Here is a 17,865-nt window from a genome sequence, read left to right as displayed (position 1 = left end):
GCAGTTAATTGAGGAACATTTCATCCACCAGCAGCAGTGCTTTATTGCCTTTGCTTCTGTGCCAGTCCGGAATTTTGTTTAATGGTTTCGCGATGATTTTAAGGTAAGAAACACTCTGTGGTTTGAATGTTCCTTCCACGGTTTGTAAACTGGGTCTATCACCCTTTTTCGGCATTTTCGCCTTGAACCTCGTCAGTAATTTCAAATTTTGTGCATTATCACCACCCCATATTTCGATCGATTCGGGAGGGAAAATGCCGGTATCCTCTTCTACCATATAATGCACGCCGAGAGACGATAACAGGATCGGTTTTTTAAATTCTGAAATAAATGCCATGTCATTGTCCTTCACACCCGCCCAGTTGTTGGCCCAGGCGGGATTGTTTGCTCCGATAGCGCCCAGTTTATGATCGAAAAACGTCTTCGCTCCTTCTGCCTGGTGAACGCGGTTCAGCGGCGCTAACAAGTTGACGCTGTCTGGGTTATAGGCACTTTTAAAAAACTCAAAAATAGCCAGATCGCTTCCATACCAGCCATCTTTATATGCTTTGGCTTTAATAGTCCCGCTTTTGGTGACCAGCATTTTATCAAACAACGGCGACTTGACGCTGTCCGGCTCCGAACCATCGGTCGTATAACGAATATCTACATTCTTGATCGTGTGCCTGAGCTCTAAATCAAGCGATTTTGCAAAAATCGTGGAGCTGTTTTTAACCTGCGGCGGGTTGAGTTTCAAAGGACTTTTGCCATCGTCTTTAAACCCGCCGATGATTTCAATGTTTTTATTCGCCTTTTGCAGATTCTGAACATCCGCCGCAGTCAGCTTCGTGTCCCATACTGCAACTGTTTTTAGTGGTTTAAGATTCGGCAATAATGCTTTCAGATCATTGAAATCGACTTTCGTGCCGGATAATGTGAGGTTTTCCAGCTGTTTCAATGCTGTTAATGTCTTCAAACCATCGGCTGTAACGTCTGTGAAGTTCAGATCGAGCCGGCGCAGGTTCTCAAACTGGGTAATGCTTTTCAAATCCGCATCTTTTACTGGCATCTTATTCAGGTTCAACGATATAACCTGCTGTTTGATCTCGCTCAGTTCATCCAGTTGCTTCACATCATATGTTGCGCTGTTGTAAATGTTCACAGCGAGCGCGGGGGATTCCCGGGCAAGAGGCAAAATGGTGCGGTAATCTGTATTAAGTTTCGCAATAGTTTCTTCATCAGCAGCATCAAATTGGTAGTCTGTCTCCTGTTCAACGGGCTTCAAGTAGGCAGCGGAAAATATCCTAAGTGAATCGTTTGCAGGCAATTCGGTAAGCTTTTTCGTAAAATCCGCATTCTTTTTAACCCAAAGTGTAAGCAAAGAAATCTCCTGCAATGTCAGTTGCGCCTTGCCCGTCGGAGGCATATGTTTTTTATCATCCAGGGGCAAATGCACGCGTTTCAGCAGCAAGCTCACCTCTGGATTTCCAGCCACAAACAACTTTCCGGATTTGCCGCCTTTCAGCAAAGATTCAGCATCCGTCATATTCAGCTGGCCTTTCAGCTTATCCGGATTATGGCAGCTGGTGCATTTTTGTTCTAGAATCGGCTGGATAACGTGGGTAAATACAACGGCCTGCTCCAAAGGAACCGCCGCCATGGTTTTCTGACTATCGATCGGTTCCCAGATAAAGTTGCTGCCATGCGTTAATGCAGCACCATAATGTCCCGTCATCACCAATACTGCGACCGTCAGAAAAGCGCCCGCCCTGGCAATAGGCGCCTTATACCAGGTTGTATTTCGTACAAAATAAATGAGTGATGCGAAAAAGAAAATGCCCGCGCCGGTCCATTTGTGGTAATCAAGAATATCCCCGGAGTAACCTTCCTCCTGCGACAAAAAAAGCCCCATCACCACCGTTACAGCAGCGAAAAGCGACCCTACCAGCAGCAAATTTTGCAGGAAATTTTTGTAAAAAAGATTGGTCGCATACTCAGGCCGGAACCGGAAAAATTCCAGTAACATGGCAATGAGCAAGATCACAATCGGGAAATGCAGGATCAGCGGATGCATGCGCCCGACCGTTTGCAACCACGCCGGGATGACCAGTTTGTCTTCGAAGATCAGTAAAAATAGGATGACAATATTAGAGGCAACTAATAACTGTTCTGCAAAAACCCTGAATCTTAAATGCATTAAAATTTAGCCGATAAATTGATCAATCGTTTACTGCCAGATATTTTAACTGATAATGTCTTTCACCACTTTGCCGGAAACATCCGTGAGCCGGTATCTTCTTCCTAAGTGTTTGAAGATCAGTTTTTCGTGGTTCAGGCCCAGCTGGTGCAGGATAGTTGCCTGGAAATCATGCACATGCACGGGATCTTTGGCAATGTTGTAGCCCAGCTCATCCGTTTCGCCGTACACCATTCCTGGTTTAATGCCACCGCCAGCCATCCATATCGTGAAGCATCTGGGATGGTGGTCCCGGCCATAATTATCAGCAGTTAATTTGCCTTGCGTGTAACTGGTCCGGCCAAATTCGCCGCCCCAGATTACAAGCGTTTCATCCAGTAACCCACGCTGTTTCAGGTCAGTAACCAATGCTGCCGATGCCTGATCTACGTCCATGGCCTGTTTGGTAATCTCAAAAGGCAGGTTACCATGCTGGTCCCAGCCCTGGTGATAAAGCTGCACAAAGCGTACGCCATTTTCGGATAGTTTCCTCGCCAGCAGACAGTTCGCCGCATAAGTGCCCGGGACGAGGCATTCGGGTCCGTATAATTTGATAATGTCGTCCGATTCTTTGGACAAATCCATCACCTCCGGCACGGCAGTCTGCATGCGGTAAGCCATTTCATACTGCTTGATTTTGGCCGTAATTTCGGGATCGCCAAATTCCTGGTATGAAAGCTCATTCAGTTGCGAAAGATTGTCGAGCATATCCCGGCGATCGTGACGGTCCATTCCTTCCGGGTCGCGGAGATACAGAACCGGGTCCTCGCCCTTACTGAACTGCACGCCCTGATGCACCGAATCCAGGAAGCCATTGGACCATAATTTGGAATAAACCCCTTGTCCGTTCCCAACGCCGCGTGAGAGCAGAACCGTAAAGTTGGGCAGGTTTTTGTTCTCATTACCAAGCCCGTAGCTCAACCAGGAACCCATACTTGGCCGGTTTCCCTGCTGCGAGCCCGTTTGCAGGAATGTTAAAGCAGGGTCATGGTTAATTGCCTCCGTGTACATGGATTTCACAAAACAGAGATCATTCACAATCTTGGCCGTATAAGGCATCAGATCACTCACCCAGGCACGCGAATCGCCATATTGCTTAAAATCTACAAACGATCCGACCAGCGGAAACGACGCCTGGTTGGCTGTCATGCCGGTCAACCGCTGCGTCCCGCGAACCGATGGCGGAATTTCCTTTCCGAGCATTTCGCGCAATTTCGGCTTATAATCAAACAGTTCCTGCTGCGAAGGAGCGCCGTTCTGGAACATATAAATAACCCTTTTTGCTTTCGGTGCAAAATGCGGAATGCCGGGCGCCAAACCGTCTTCCTCAAATCCTCCGCCTTTCAACAGATCGGGCATAAGCAAAGAGCCTAATGCCACACCGCCAATCCCGAGGCTCATGGAAGACAAAAAACGTCTCCTGTTGAAGTTGAACCCGTGCTCTAATATTTCCTTTTCCATATTATTTCAAACTTTGGCTTTCAGTTTTTTGCTGTCGGCTTCAAGATTTTGTTATGGTTTCTTCCAGATTATAAATGGTTGAAATGACGCGCATTAATGCTGCCTGTGCCTTTTTATCCACCTTTTTGGTCAGCGGATACTCTCCTACCGTCACCATTTTCTCCGCCTTTTCAGGCTTAATGGATTGCAACTGCTTGTCGTAATACGCGCTCAGCACGTCCAGTTCCTTATCACTCGGCTTGCGGCAAACGATCAGCCGGAATGCTTTTGTGATCTTCTCTTTTGCCTCACTTTTTTCCTGCAGCAGTTTCGCCGCCAGCACACGCGAAGCTTCCAGCACAGCCGGGTCGTTCATCATTACGAGCGCCTGCAATGGTGTGTTTGTTTTTAACCTTTTTACTTCGCACAAGTCGCGGTTACTCGCATCGAAAATGCTCATGGTTGGCGGCGGAACCGTTCTTTTGATTAAAGTATACATCCCGCGGCGATACAATGCACCGCCATGATCCTGATTATAAACGGATAGTAACCCGCGTCCTGACGTTGCGCCTTCCCAGAGCCCGGCGGGCTGATACGGTTTCACGCTGGGACCGCCAATGGTTTTGTTGAGCAGGCCGCTGCTGGCAAGCACGAGATCTTTGATAAATTCTGCATGTATGCGGTAACGCGGCCCGCGGGCGAGGAGAATGTTGTCCGGGTCAGTGGCTAGCTTTTCTTTCGTCACAACAGCGGATTGCTTGTAAGTGGCAGACGTAACCATTTGTTTTACAAGCCGTTTAATGTCCCACCCGTGGTCCATAAAATCCGTCGCGAGCCAGTCCAGCAATGCAGGATGGGAAGGAAGCTCGCCTTGCATGCCGAAATCTCCGGACGTTTTTACAATGCCTTTTCCGAAGAATTCCTGCCAGAGAATGTTCACGTAAACCCGCGAAGTCAAAGGATTTCTTTTATCAAAAAGCCATTTGGAAAGCCCTAACCTATTTTTGGGATAATTTTTATCAAATGGCAAAATCGAAGTGGGCGTTGCAGGCTGCACTTCATCGCCCAGCGCATCGTAAACGCCACGTTCCAAAATATGCGTCTTCCGCAATGTGTCCAGATCGCCCATCACCGAGACGATCAACCGGTTCGTGTCAGGTTTGTTAATAAATGTCAGAATGTTCTTCACATCGTCATTACTGATCTCCATCAAGGGCTTTTTCGCATAAGTTTCCGGCCCGCCGATCACGGATTCTATCCCCACTTCTTTCACATTATTGAAGAACGCGAACATCTGGTAATATTCCTTTTGGGAAAAAGGATCGTATTTATGATCATGGCAATGCGCACATTCCAGCGTAACGCCTAGTAACCCCTTACCAAACAGGTCGTTACGGTCCGTTACATACATAATGCGATATTCTTCGGGGATCACTCCGCCTTCTTCGGTGATTTTATGGTTTCGGTTAAAACCTGTCGCCAGTAGTTGTTCCTTTGAACTGTTTGGCAACAAATCGCCTGCTAACTGCCACGTTACGAAGTCATTGTAATGCATGTTTTTGTTAAATGCATGGATCACCCAGTCGCGCCATGGCCACTGTGTGCGGTAACCGTCATCCTGGTAACCGTGCGAGTCCGCATAGCGCGCCAGATCCAGCCAGTGAATGGTCATTTTCTCGCCATATGCAGGGTTTTTCAAGAGCTGGTCCACCATTTTTTCATAGGCGTTTGCACTATTGTCGGCCATGAACTCGTCCATCATTTTCAATGTCGGCGGCAATCCGGTAATGTCCAGGCTGAGGCGTTTAAGCAGTCGCTCCTTATCGGCTTCTTCATTGGGTTTAACCCCCTTTTGTTCCTGTTTTTGTAAAATGAAATAGTCAATCTCATTTTTAGGCCAATCCTTATCGTCGACTTCCGGCAACGCAGGTTTTTTCGGCGCCACAAATGCCCAGTGCTTTTCATACTTCGCACCTTGTTTAATCCATTTTTCGATGAGGTCAACTTCGCGTTGTGTTAATTTAAGATTGGAGCCTGTGGGAGGCATGCGAAGTGCTGTGTCGGCGGTGGTAATGCGCAGATAGACCTGTGAAAGTTCGGGCTTACCAGCAACCAATGCGTGCGCTTTTGGATTTTCCTGCAAAGCTTTAAACGCATCTTCGGCCACATCCAGCCGTAATCCCGCCTCGCGCTTGTTGGCATCGGGACCATGGCAGGCGAGGCATTTGTCAGACAGGATAGGCCGGATGTCAAAGTTATAGCTGACTTCCTTTGGAATATCTTCTTCAACAGCCTGGTTATCCGACGATTTGTTGCAGGACTGGAAACAGAGCGCCGATCCAGCCAGCAGCATGGTAAAAATCAATCTTCCTATAAAAATCATAACTGTGGGTTCAGGAAAAAACGCGCAATTTTTATTTAATATAATCAATTAACTAAAAAAATACACATTTATTGATACAATAATGCCAATTCAAATATCTTAACTATCCTGCTCTGTACTGTTTTGCTACGGATATGCGCTTGGTTCGGCTTAGAAGTTTGCTACGTGCTCGATCCGGAAAGCTTTTCCATCGTTTTGCTCCATGTTTTGATGAAATCAGTTGTCCGTGTCTGAATTTTTTATTCTAGGTTTGTGATAACTATATGCGACATGCCATGGGATTAAGAACTTACATTCGTGAGAATTTTATTGCGGATATCAAACCATATAAGCCGAAGAATTTTCGAAAGCCTGAAAAGATGCTGGATATTGTTTCAGCTTGGAAAGGGCTTGAAATGATCGTGGAGGACATTATCGATCAATTTGACTTAAAGCGGGACCGCTGCATTGAATTTGGTGTGGAGTTTGGATATTCGACGGTGGTTTTTTCCAATTATTTCAAAAGCGTCACTGGCGTGGACACCTTCGAGGGGGATGTTCATACGGTCAATAAAAATGAGCATTTTGAAGAAACGAGTAAGCGGCTAGCTGGCTATGCCAACATTCAGCTGGTAAAATCAGACTACAAAGATTGGATTGCTACTGATAATCAACATTATAATCTGGCCCACGTGGACATTGTCCATAATTACGCAGAAACATTTGAATGTGGCCTCTGGGCGGCACAACATAGCGATTGCACGATTTTTCACGACACCGAGAGTTTCCCTGAGGTGCGGAGGGCTGTGAAGGACCTGGCAAAAAAAACGGGTCACAAACTCTATAACTATCCGCAGCATTACGGATTAGGGATTTTGGTTGCCAGAAAACGTTGAGGAATGGGAAATAAGGTGCTCGTGATCGGAAGCTCCAATACGGACATGGTTGTGCGAACGGTTGAATTTCCAAAACCCGGTGAAACCGTTCTCGGTGGAACATTTATGATGAATGCCGGGGGAAAAGGTGCTAATCAGGCCGTTGCAGCTGCGCGGCTGGGCGCTGACGTTCGCTTTGTGGCTAAAATCGGTCGGGATATTTTTGGGGAAGAGGCAAAAAAAGGTTTTCTGAAAGAAGGCCTTGACATTCAATATCTGCTTGAAACCGCTGATTATGCTTCCGGCGTCGCGCTTATTACCGTCAATGCAAATGGTGAAAACGAGATTGTCGTGGCATCCGGCGCGAATATGGATCTGCGCCCCACAGACCTTCCAGATGAGATTTTCAATGATGTCGCTTTTGTGCTGATCCAGCTTGAAATTCCTTTGGAAACCGTTGCATACATTATTGATAAGTGTCTGCGTTCCAACATTAAAGTTATCCTCAACCCCGCTCCTGCAGTAGCGTTAAGCAAACAACTGCTCGAAGGCATTTTTCTGATCACGCCCAATGAAACAGAAACCGGGATCCTGACCGGTATTTATCCAGATAATGAGGTCTCCATGCATCAAGCTGCCAACTTCTTTCACCGAGCTGGCATTGAGCATGTTATCATTACGCTGGGCAGTGCAGGAGTTTATTTATCCAATCAACAATTTGCTGAAATTATCCCTTCCAAAAAAGTGAACGCGCTGGACTCGACGGCTGCCGGGGACGTATTTAACGGGGCTCTACTCACCGCCCTTTCTTGTGGCAAAGACTGGCCGGATGCTTGCCGTTTTGCCTGCGATGCGGCTGCCATATCCGTAACCCGTGCGGGTGCGCAAAATTCTGCGCCATATAGCAGTGAGCTCGATTAAAGCAAAACCGAAACCTCGTCTTCAACTTCTTTTCTGCTTACCTGATGTTTTACAACTGCATTACCAGCATGTAAAATAACCAGCCCACCTAAAGAACAGGCCGCCATCATACCGACCATCGGTAAGGCTGTGTTGTTGTGCAGAATACTCACAATCGCAGAAATTATTGCCCCGGCGCCCATTCTCCAGCTCCCCATCAGTGCCGAAGCGCTGCCCGTATGTTTGCGGAATGGCGCAAGTGACAATGCGGAACTGTTTGGGCCGGTCAGGCCTTGTCCGGTGAGGAAAATGAACATCATCCCAATCAGTGAATACAGACCAAACCAGTTGTTATAAACACCTGCTATAAGCAAAATGCCCACAATGCTTTGGTAAAACAAAGTGACTTTTATGATTTGCTCGCTCTTGAATTTTTTAAGCAAAATGTGGTTCAGTTGCGTGGAACCGATCATGGCAACGGCAAGAAACGCAAAAATCCAACCGTACTGTTGCTCAGAAACTCTGTAAATGTTCATGAAGACATCCGAAGAACCGGCGATATAAGCAAACGGAGCCGCTGTTGCAAGACCGCCTGCCAATGTGTAGATGAGGAATTGAGGCTGTCTGATAACTGTCGCGAAACCATTCATAACCGCCTTGGGACGCAGTGAAACCGAAGTATCAGCCGGTCTGCCCGTTGGAAGAAAGAAATAAATGGCGCCAATAATCATGGAAACAATTCCGGCCAGAATGATGAATATCCACTGCCACGCGATGGAAGCAGTCACATAACCGCCTATCGTAGGGGCGATCATGGGTGAAACGGCAATAACGAGGGTAATCAGGGAGAAAACTTCGGCGCGTTTTTCAGATGGAAAAAGGTCACTCACAAGCGCTTGCGAAGCCACCAGACCCACACATCCGCCCATGGCCTGAAAGAAACGCATCACAATCAGTGAATCCACAGAAGATGTAAGCGCACAACCGAAAGATGCCACCACATACAAGGCTAACCCGGCATACAATGGTTTTTTTCTGCCAAAACGATCCAGGAGCGGACCATACAATATTTGCCCAAGACAGATCCCGATAAGATAGCTAGTCAGGGACAACTGCACCTGATCAATTGTAGTCCCCAGATCCGACGCAATCCGCGGAAAACCAGGAAGATACATATCAATGGAAAAAGGGCTGACTGTGGCCAGGAAACCAAGGATGAGAATGATGAAAAAATACTGCTTGCGACTCATGAATTTCTAAAAACTTACTAATTATGAACGGGTGTTTCAGGCAATTAAGTTCCTGTTTATCAATAAGTACAATATTTTCACCATTGATCAATATCTAAAAGTGGGTTCTTTGTAAAATACAAATGCCCATCAAAACGGGAATGTTCTGATGGGCATGCAAATCAACGGAGTTTCCGTTAGTTATCTACTTTTTCTTTAATGTCTTCTTTGGCTTCTTTGGCCTCTCTTTTGGTTGCTTTGTAAGCTTTTTTGCTTCCTTTTTCAACCTTGTCAGCGCCTCTTTCTACACCATCACCCACTGCCTCTGCGCCTTCTTTGGTTTTTTCACCAACGACCTTAGCGTCTTTTTTAATCTCTTTACCAGCTTTTTTGCCAGCAGCTTTCGTATTATCGACAGCCTTTTCCGTTTTTGTCCTCGAGTCGTCCTGTTGTGCAAATGCTGCCGTCGACAATCCGATCATTGCAGCTAAAACAAATACTTTTTTCATGATCATTCTTTTTGATGAGATAAATCGCCCCGCACCAACCGCCTTATCAGCAATCCAAGCAAAAGCAAAATAACTCAACAAAAATCGTTCCGGGGGAAGTTAATGGTCGGCTGAAATGATTTCTTCTACCTGAATTTTTATAACGGGGATAATATTTTTCGCGACATCCCAGACGATAGCATAATTAACTCCCATATAATCATGAATCAGCCGGTCACGCATTCCCGCCATATTTTTCCATGCAATTTTGCTCCATTTAACTTTCACGTCAGCCGGAATTTTCTTGGTTGCTTCTCCGATGATCTCCAAACTGCGAACTACGGCCCTTTTTAGGGTTTCGTCACGCATGAATTCATCCTTGCTCGTATTTGCAGATATGACCGAAGCAATGTATTCGCATTCCAGTAAAATATGGCGTAAATATTCAATGTATGTCTTAGACATATTCAACCTCATTAAGAATATGAGGGCCTATAAACGGGCTCAGCCCTTTCAATGAAACGACCTCAACTTTCTCCTCTTGGAACATTGATTCCAAAAAGTCGCACGCAGCGATAAAATTGAGATACGTCTCCATATCATTATCAAAGTCTACCAAGATGTCTATATCGCTGTCCTCATTTCTTTCATTTCTCCGTGCTGAACCAAACAAGCCGATCTTACTAACACCCATTTTACTTAACTGGGGTTTCGAAGACTTCAAGCGCTGCTGTATTACAGATTTACTCAACATTGGTTCTTAATCGAAGTTATTAATGATCAAAAGATGCAATTTTATTGACTAAAAACAAAAAAACCGCCCGACAAACTGACGCCGGGCGGTTTTGAATAATAATAAGCAACTATTCCACAATCTTCTTTAAAGGATAAACCGCAACATTCGCCTCACTTTCAACAGTTGAAACCTGAGCCGTAGTAACCTGAATTTCTTTGGGTTTCAAACTTCTTTCCAGATCGTCCTTATCCACAGCGATGTGCGGGGCGATTACCAGGGAGACGATGGACATTAGCTTAATCAGGATGTTCATGGATGGACCCGATGTGTCTTTGAATGGGTCCCCTACTGTATCTCCCGTCACGGCTGCCTTGTGCGGCTCTGACTTTTTGTAGAAGGTTTCGCCATTGATGACCGCACCTTTTTCAAAGGATTTTTTCGCATTATCCCAGGCGCCACCGGCATTGTTCTGGAAAATACCCATTAACACACCCGACACCGTCACACCCGCCAATGTTCCACCAAGCACTTCCGGCCCGAAAAGAAAACCGACCAGGACGGGAACGATAAGTGCGATCAAGCCCGGCGCAACCATTTCACGGATAGAAGCCTGCGTAGAAATAGCCACACATTTGTCATATTCCGGCTTTGCTGTGCCTTCCATAATGCCAGGTATTTCGCGGAACTGTCTGCGCACTTCTTCAACCATTTTCATGGCCGCACGACCTACGGCTGCAATGGCCAGCGATGAGAAAATGAACGGGATCATAGCCCCTACAAATAGGCCGGCCAGCACATTGGCTTTATAAATATCAATAGAACTAATTCCTGCTACACCGCAGAAAGCAGCAAAAAGCGCCAGCGAAGTAAGTGCGGCGGAAGCGATGGCAAAACCTTTTCCGGAAGCAGCGGTTGTGTTACCAACGGCATCCAAAATGTCCGTACGGCCACGAACTTCTTCAGGCAAATGTGCCATTTCGGCGATTCCACCCGCATTGTCCGCGATTGGCCCAAAGGCGTCGATAGCCAATTGCATGGCTGTGGTGGCCATCATTCCGGCTGCGGCAATCGCAACACCATATAAGCCTGCAAATTCATAACTGATAAAAATACCGGCTGCCAGCACCAATGTTGGGATAACCGTAGATTCCATACCCACGGAAAGCCCGCCGATAATGTTAGTAGCGTGACCAGTTGAGGATTGATTTACAATGGATTGAACAGGTCTTTTGCCCATAGCCGTGTAATATTCGGTCACCATAGACATGATTGCACCTACAATGGATCCCAGCAAAATAGCCCAGAAAACGTCCAACGCAGTGAAATCAACACCGCGAATGGTTAAAGTTCCTTCGGGCAGCATCCACAGGGTGAGCGGATAGCTGACGATCAGAACAAGAATGATTGAGGCCCAGTTACCCAAATTCAAAGCGGCCTGCACATTTCCCTGATCATTTTTAACCCGAACCAGCAGCATACCAATGATGGAAGCGATAAGGCCCATTCCGGCAATGACCATAGGAAGCAAAATCGGAGCGATGCCGCCAAAATTATCCGTTCCCTCAGCAATGATCTCGCGGCCAAGAACCATCGTTGCTAAAATTGTTGCCACATATGACCCGAACAAATCCGCTCCCATACCGGCTACGTCGCCCACATTATCACCTACGTTATCTGCAATGGTTGCAGGGTTTCTCGGATCATCCTCCGGAATTCCGGCTTCCACTTTTCCTACAAGGTCGGCGCCAACATCAGCAGCTTTTGTATAAATACCACCTCCTACGCGTGCAAAAAGCGCGATAGACTCCGCGCCAAGCGAAAATCCGGCAAGCACTTCAAGCACTTTTTCCATGCCCAGACCATTGACGTCCGTGCTGTCACCAACAAAAAAATGATATAAAATGATGAACAATCCGCCCAAACCAATTACGGCGAGGCTCGCCACCCCGATGCCCATTACAGAACCGCCGGTGAATGACACTTCCAATGCTTTGGTAAGGCTTGTGCGTGCCGCCTGCGTGGTGCGGACGTTGGATTTTGTTGCAATATTCATCCCGATATAGCCCGCAAATGCCGAAATGAACGCACCAATCAGGAATGAAATACCAATGAAGGCACTGGAATTCTCAACCAATGTGCCCGAGTAACCGAGTAAAATACTAACAATGATACCAAATACTATGAGTACACGCCATTCGGCTTTCAGGAAGGCAAGGGCACCATCTGCAATTGCGTCCGCGATCTCTTTCATCTCAGGACTTCCACCATCCTGCCGGACGACCCAGCCTCTTTTGAAGAACATAACCAGCAAGCCAACAAGGCCTAAAGCCGGCACTAAATAGGTAATGTTACTCATGCGATAAACAAATTAGGTTATAGGTTTTAAAATCTCGTAAATATAGAGAATGGGACCTCATAACAAAATGCGAAACCGCTAATTTTTGATCAATTCGTATAGATTTTATAAAAATTTGTAGAATTCAGTAATTGGGGAAGCGCCGGGCCAGCGCCGTTACTTGCGAAAAATAGCCAGTAAAAGATAGGTTATAAGGAAGCCTGCCAGTCCGGCTGCGACTGCGAGCAATGTGCCGCCTATAAAATATTGTACGAAATTTACATGGATCGAGCTGAGCGTAAGATTCTCAAATGAAGTGAGTTGTACACCATTCTGATAAAACATGCCGCCGAATTTGTAGCTCCCAAAAATGATAAACGGAATAAAAGGCGGGATGCTAATGTTAGCGGCAGTCAGAAAAAGGACCTTGTTCATCTTGAAATAAATCGACAATGGAATGCCAATAAGCAACTGAAAGCCCCAAACCGGAACAATGCCCATAAAAAATCCGAAACCAATGGATCTTGCCTTGCTTAAATTAGACTCATCCGATTTTACAGCCTCGTCCCTGATAATCTTCCAAATGCCCTTCTTATTAATCTGCCGGATCAGTCTTTTGGGCAAATAATAAAGTAAAGTGAGGATGACCAGGAATGTATTCAGGATGCTGATCCGGGTAAAATCCTTGAACGGTCGGAAGTGCGTGACACGCTCGTCTTTGTCATAGATCACATGTATTTTCACGGGGACGATCGGGACATTGCGCCAGGCCAGCCTTACCAGCACTTCAATTTCCGTTTCAAACTTCATAGTAAAAAGCCTGATCTTCCCGATTTCCCGCAAAGGATAGAGCCGGAAGCCAGTCTGCGTATCGGGCAGCGAGATGCCCGTTTCAAATTTGAACCAGAAATTGGAAAATTTATTTCCAAAAGAACTTTTGCCCGGCACGCCTTCCTGCTCCATGTCCCTCGAACCCATAATCACAGCGCCAGAATTTTGTTTTGCTGCTTCCAGAAACAACGGAATGTCGGATGCAAGGTGCTGGCCGTCGGAGTCGATGCTGATCGCGTTGTCGTAATGCTGTCTTAATGCTTCTGCAAACCCGGCGCGAAGTGCGTAGCCTTTCCCGCGGTTGACGCCATTGTCCAGAATAGTTAGTTGATCGCCATATTGAGCCAGCAAAGCGGCTGTTCCGTCCGTAGAACCGTCGTTGATGACAATGATATCCCGGTTTTGAGAGTAAGGAAGAAGGGAGTCAATGACACGGCCCAGTGTGTTGATATTGTTGTAAGTAGGAACAATGATGCAGCAATTAAGGTCCTGTAAGGTCATTATGAAACGGACTTTCTGTTAAAGATAGCTTGCCTGCATTTTGAAAAAAACTTTCCCATTGCCCTCCCCTGAGGCGTTGACTTCCAAAAGTTCTGACTGCTTGAATTTGATAGTAATACGAACATTTGGATTTTCCCGGGGATCAAGCACTTCAAGAAATTTGCATGTCCGCATGGATTTCATGGCCAGCTTTTGGCTCAAACGTGTTTCCAGGAGCTCCTTCACGATCTGCATCTGTACAACACCCGGAGTAACCGGCGCACCCGGAAAGTGGCCGGCAAAGACGGCATGCTGCGCGTTGATAGCAATATCCGAAACAAGGCTTTCGGGAGTTGCTTCGGTGTTGATTACAACGTATAGACTTTTCGCAAACATGCTGAAATTGGATTATTATAAATTGATAAAAAGGTTGTCGTCTATCGGTTGATTGAACTTCTCATTCTGAAATTTCATCACGCTTTTATCGCCGCCTTTTTCATAAAAAGACAATTCTTTCAAATGCATCGTGCTCTTCGGGAAGACCATGGTTATCTTAGAATAAATGTTTTTCAGCCGACGGTTAACAGGAGTTAACACGACCATATACTGATCTGCGCTTTCCATAGCACTCTGCGAAAATGCTTTATTTTGCTGAAAATCACCGTTGACCAAGCCGATCATAAGCTCTTTGATCTGCGCTGCCATCCTACCAGCCTGACCAACACTTTTTTCCTTTCCAGCCTCCTGGACGCGTATTCTATCACCGTTAATTAATATTACATGTTTAACTGGCGATTTTTGCTCCCACCGCATCTTGTCATTTTTTTTGTAATAAAAATTTCCGGATGAATGCTCCGGCTCTTTCAAAACAGCTAGAAATTTCTCCTCGGTAAACGCAGCCTGAATCGAATTAACCTGTTGTGAAGTCTTGCTTAGTTCCTGGAAAACCTTTTCCGGGTTTGCTGATGGTTTGAATGTCTGTCCTTGCGCCCAGGCAATAGTCAGACAGAATGCGATCAGTATAGCACTAATTTTCTTCATAGGGCTCACGTTGAATTAGCTTGGAAAGCGGCTCAATTTTTAGTCCTTTCTGTAAACAATGTTCGATCAGATCTTCCATTGAATCGGCTGTGACTTTCCGGTTATCATGCAGCAAAACAATGTCCCTGACTCTTACTTTTGACATGACGCGATTGATAACCTCGTATTTATTTTGCGCTTTTGTATCAAAGCTTCGAACAGACCAGCCCACAGAATCCAGTTTTAGCTCACGCAACACGCGCGCGTAACGCGGGTTGGTCACGCCAAAGGGTGGACGGTAGAATTTTGGTGTTTTTCCAAGAATTCCACTGATAATGCTGGTGCAATGTTCCAGGTCCTTTGCCAGCTTGTCTTTCGAGAAGAAAGCGATCATTGTATGATGGCTGTATGAATGGTTGCCGATGATATGCCCCTCCTCATCGATACGGCGAATCAGCTCCGGATATTTTTCTGCCCGTTTCCCAATGACAAAAAACGTGGCCTTCACTCCTTTTTCCTTTAAAATGTCAAGAATCTTTGGTGTGGTGTCAGGATCCGGGCCGTCATCGAACGTTAGGGCGATGGATTTTCTTTTACCTGTGTTTATTGATTTCAGGAAGTAATTGGCCTGAATGTTGAACGAACCGTAGGCGGTAAGGGCAAGATATGCAAGGGCAATGAAGATGAAAATCAGCCATGCGAAGCCTGTCTCCCAGAAGATAATCCCGCTGAGCGCAAAAATGGTGATGGCGGTTCCTGTGACAATGTTATGCTTCAATCGATTGCAGGAGTGTTAACCCCAGGTTACTTTGAATTAATGTATTGCAAACCAGCACATTTCTAAGTGACTTGTCAGCTTTCATTCTATCCACAGCCAAATGTACAGCGAATGCGGAAGTCGTTGGATAAATGCCAGAGTAGGTTAAGTAATCCACACATTTACTTTTGTCTATCCCCAGGTTCTGAATTGGAGATAAGACGCCATCCGAATTATGCTTATGTACATCCGAAACCAGCACCAGATCCAGATCCGCTGCATTCAGCTCATTTTCTCTCAGAAAATCGTTAATCTCACTCGTAATATCTTTCACCAGACCAATGGCACGAGAGTCTTTGATACCAGCAACCGATTCTTCATTCCTGTTACTCGAAAGCATAAAAAAGGATGCCCCGGAAGTGATAGGATTAGCATTCAAATGCAGGTTTTCCGAAATGTTTGTTAAAAAATCAATGGCCTCATCCGCAGCACCAACCAGAATGTTGCCTTCACTTTCATCCAAAAGCAGCATAGCATCCACAAGTGCATTCTCGAATGAAATGGTGTTTTGCGTATGGGTCATATTATACCCATGGTTTCCAATGCTCAGCGAGATTTGACCTGCCATCGTATTATGAGTAGACTGGATAAAGGCTGTGGGCGGAAGCAGCCCTTCAATTGTTATAACATTGTTAAGAAATTTTTCAGTGTCTAAAAGGCAGCCTAATCCCGTCCCAACGATGATTGCATCCGGTTGCTCAATTTTTGCCTGCCCTATGCAATCCTTCGCGCAAGCCACCGACATCCTTAAAATCTTGCTCATTCTCCGCAAAAGTCCGGCGTCAATAAAGCCTTTGTAATCCGGACTTAACAGTGCAGACGACTCTTGCAGCGGCTCAATACTGGCAGAAAAGCCAACATTCCGGAATGTTGGCTGATGCGAAATGGTCGATGCGGCGGAAATGTAATACACCTAGGATATCTTGAATTTATGTAATCTACTTAATTATGGCTTGAAAAAACCAGCGATGAATTGTTCCCACCGAAACCAAATGAATTGGACAAAACAGCTTTAATAGGCTTCTCGCTTTGCAGGGAAGTGACTGGATTTAGCCCGGTCTCTGCAATGGGCGTTTTATAATTCAGGTTTGGGAAAATCAGGTTGCGCTGAATGGCAAGAACCGAAAAGACAGCTTCAATAGCACCGGCAGCAGCAAGGGTATGCCCCGTATAGGGTTTTGTTGAGCTGAATGCCGGAATATCATTCCCAAAAACATTCATCAGCGCCACTGACTCGGATAGATCGTTATTTTTCGTCCCGGTCCCGTGTGCATTAATGTAAGAAATATCAGACAACGAAACACCGGATTTGGCCAAAGCATTCTTTATCGCCAGGGTTGCCCCTTTTCCTTCCGGTGACGATGCAGTTTGATGATATGCGTCAGCCGCATTCGCCCAACCATTCACATATCCGATCGTCTTGTTCCCTGAAATCTGCACACTCTTTTCATTTTCCAGCAGCAAGAACGCAGCGCCCTCCCCCAGATTCAACCCACTTCTGCTTTCATCAAACGGCCTGCACCATGCATCGTCGTAGATCATCAATGAGCGAAAACCGTTAATTGTAAACCTGGTTATCGCATCCGAACCGCCCACCAGGACCCGGTCGAGCTTACCGTTTAGAAGCAGCCGCGCGCCTAGCATAATTGCATTAGCGCCTGAGGAACAAGCTGTTGAAAGCGTATTGATATAACCGGAAATGCCCAGTTCAGCAGCGATTCGTTCTGTCGTGCTGCCACTGTCGTGGGTTTTGAGGATATTGAAATCGGGGTTAGTGCCGGCGAGATAGCTTTTATAAAAGTCCTCTGTCCGATCCATTCCGCCAACGGAAGTTGCCGAGATAATGCCTGTTCGGAGTCCACTGACGTGCTTGTTATCGCCCCAGGCTTCTTTCGCAGCTTTTAACCCCAACAATGAGGTGCGGGAAATGCCTTTGGGACCTGTATCAAGCGCTTGCTGCAATGCTTCGTTGGACATTTTCACTTCTCCGACCAACAGCCCTTCGGCCTCTCTAAGAAACTGCACGGGCTCAATGCCCGACCTGCTTTCCATCAGCGCCTGCAAATTTTCTGCAACAGTCAGCCCAATTGCAGATACAATGCCCATACCGGTTATTCGGACGCCCATTTCGTGATTT

General features: G+C 46.2%; 16 protein-coding genes. 2 read left to right on the top strand and 14 right to left on the bottom strand.

Going from position 1 to position 17,865, the window contains the following annotated elements; all coding sequences use genetic code 11:
* Positions 1-4: 4 nt before the first annotated feature.
* From LZG74_RS09305 to LZG74_RS09295, 3 genes are read right to left on the bottom strand one after another with little or no spacing between them, the layout of a single operon-like run.
* Entirely contained in the window at positions 5-2,176 is a 2,172-nt protein-coding gene (locus LZG74_RS09305; RefSeq protein ID WP_233796265.1) for a c-type cytochrome domain-containing protein, read from the bottom strand.
* A 45-nt stretch (positions 2,177-2,221) separates the two neighbouring features.
* Entirely contained in the window at positions 2,222-3,676 is a 1,455-nt protein-coding gene (locus tag LZG74_RS09300; protein WP_233796264.1) for a DUF1501 domain-containing protein, read from the bottom strand.
* 40 nt (positions 3,677-3,716) lie between these two features.
* Positions 3,717-6,038: a PSD1 and planctomycete cytochrome C domain-containing protein gene (locus LZG74_RS09295; RefSeq protein ID WP_233796263.1), complete on the bottom strand. Its 2,322-nt coding sequence runs from the start codon at positions 6,036-6,038 to the stop codon at positions 3,717-3,719.
* Between the two features lie 275 nt (positions 6,039-6,313).
* On the opposite strand from LZG74_RS09295, the gene LZG74_RS09290 reads away from it, so the two are divergent.
* Together LZG74_RS09290 and rbsK are read left to right on the top strand one after the other, a co-directional pair.
* Entirely contained in the window at positions 6,314-6,913 is a 600-nt protein-coding gene (locus LZG74_RS09290) for a class I SAM-dependent methyltransferase (protein WP_233796262.1), read from the top strand.
* Between the two features lie 3 nt (positions 6,914-6,916).
* Positions 6,917-7,813, top strand: a complete 897-nt coding sequence (gene rbsK / locus LZG74_RS09285; protein WP_233796261.1) for a ribokinase — start codon at positions 6,917-6,919, stop codon at positions 7,811-7,813.
* Here the strand turns inward: rbsK and LZG74_RS09280 are convergent.
* The 11 genes from LZG74_RS09280 to LZG74_RS09230 all read right to left on the bottom strand — a co-directional run bounded on the left by LZG74_RS09280 (position 7,810) and on the right by LZG74_RS09230 (position 17,855).
* A complete protein-coding gene (locus LZG74_RS09280; protein WP_233796260.1) occupies positions 7,810-9,042 on the bottom strand; it encodes a multidrug effflux MFS transporter in 1,233 nt (410 codons plus the stop codon). The two genes, rbsK and LZG74_RS09280, sit on opposite strands and share 4 nt — an antisense overlap.
* 176 nt (positions 9,043-9,218) lie before the next feature.
* On the bottom strand, positions 9,219-9,608 hold the full coding sequence (locus LZG74_RS09275; protein WP_026630148.1) for a hypothetical protein: 390 nt from the start codon (positions 9,606-9,608) through the stop codon (positions 9,219-9,221).
* 21 nt (positions 9,609-9,629) lie between these two features.
* On the bottom strand, positions 9,630-9,974 hold the full coding sequence (locus tag LZG74_RS09270) for a DUF86 domain-containing protein (protein ID WP_233796259.1): 345 nt from the start codon (positions 9,972-9,974) through the stop codon (positions 9,630-9,632).
* Positions 9,967-10,203: a nucleotidyltransferase family protein gene (locus LZG74_RS09265; protein ID WP_233796258.1), complete on the bottom strand. Its 237-nt coding sequence runs from the start codon at positions 10,201-10,203 to the stop codon at positions 9,967-9,969. The genes LZG74_RS09270 and LZG74_RS09265 overlap by 8 nt, the downstream gene beginning before the upstream one ends.
* A gap of 169 nt (positions 10,204-10,372) precedes the next feature.
* Positions 10,373-12,601 (bottom strand): sodium-translocating pyrophosphatase, encoded by a 2,229-nt coding sequence (locus LZG74_RS09260; RefSeq protein ID WP_233796257.1) that lies wholly within the window; start codon positions 12,599-12,601, stop codon positions 10,373-10,375.
* A gap of 156 nt (positions 12,602-12,757) precedes the next feature.
* Complete coding sequence (locus LZG74_RS09255; protein WP_233796256.1) at positions 12,758-13,912, bottom strand: DUF2062 domain-containing protein; 1,155 nt, start codon at positions 13,910-13,912, stop codon at positions 12,758-12,760.
* A gap of 18 nt (positions 13,913-13,930) precedes the next feature.
* Positions 13,931-14,287 carry a 3-hydroxyacyl-ACP dehydratase gene (locus LZG74_RS09250; RefSeq protein WP_233796255.1) on the bottom strand — a complete coding sequence of 119 codons (357 nt, stop codon included), beginning with the start codon at positions 14,285-14,287 and terminating at the stop codon, positions 13,931-13,933.
* A gap of 15 nt (positions 14,288-14,302) precedes the next feature.
* Positions 14,303-14,932 carry an outer membrane lipoprotein carrier protein LolA gene (locus LZG74_RS09245; RefSeq protein ID WP_233796254.1) on the bottom strand — a complete coding sequence of 210 codons (630 nt, stop codon included), beginning with the start codon at positions 14,930-14,932 and terminating at the stop codon, positions 14,303-14,305.
* Complete coding sequence (locus LZG74_RS09240; protein WP_233796253.1) at positions 14,919-15,689, bottom strand: polysaccharide deacetylase family protein; 771 nt, start codon at positions 15,687-15,689, stop codon at positions 14,919-14,921. The genes LZG74_RS09245 and LZG74_RS09240 overlap by 14 nt, the downstream gene beginning before the upstream one ends.
* Positions 15,679-16,641 (bottom strand): beta-ketoacyl synthase chain length factor, encoded by a 963-nt coding sequence (locus LZG74_RS09235; protein ID WP_233796252.1) that lies wholly within the window; start codon positions 16,639-16,641, stop codon positions 15,679-15,681. Before LZG74_RS09235 ends, LZG74_RS09240 begins: the two co-directional genes overlap by 11 nt.
* A gap of 29 nt (positions 16,642-16,670) precedes the next feature.
* Positions 16,671-17,855, bottom strand: a complete 1,185-nt coding sequence (locus LZG74_RS09230) for a beta-ketoacyl synthase (RefSeq protein ID WP_233796251.1) — start codon at positions 17,853-17,855, stop codon at positions 16,671-16,673.
* Positions 17,856-17,865 lie beyond the last annotated feature (10 nt).

Origin of the sequence: Dyadobacter sp. CY327, from assembly GCF_021390415.1 — a bacterium.
In the GTDB taxonomy this organism is placed as follows: Bacteria; Bacteroidota; Bacteroidia; order Cytophagales; family Spirosomataceae; genus Dyadobacter; species Dyadobacter chenhuakuii.
Note: the sequence above shows the minus strand (reverse complement) of the source record. Positions and strands in the feature narration are given on the sequence as shown.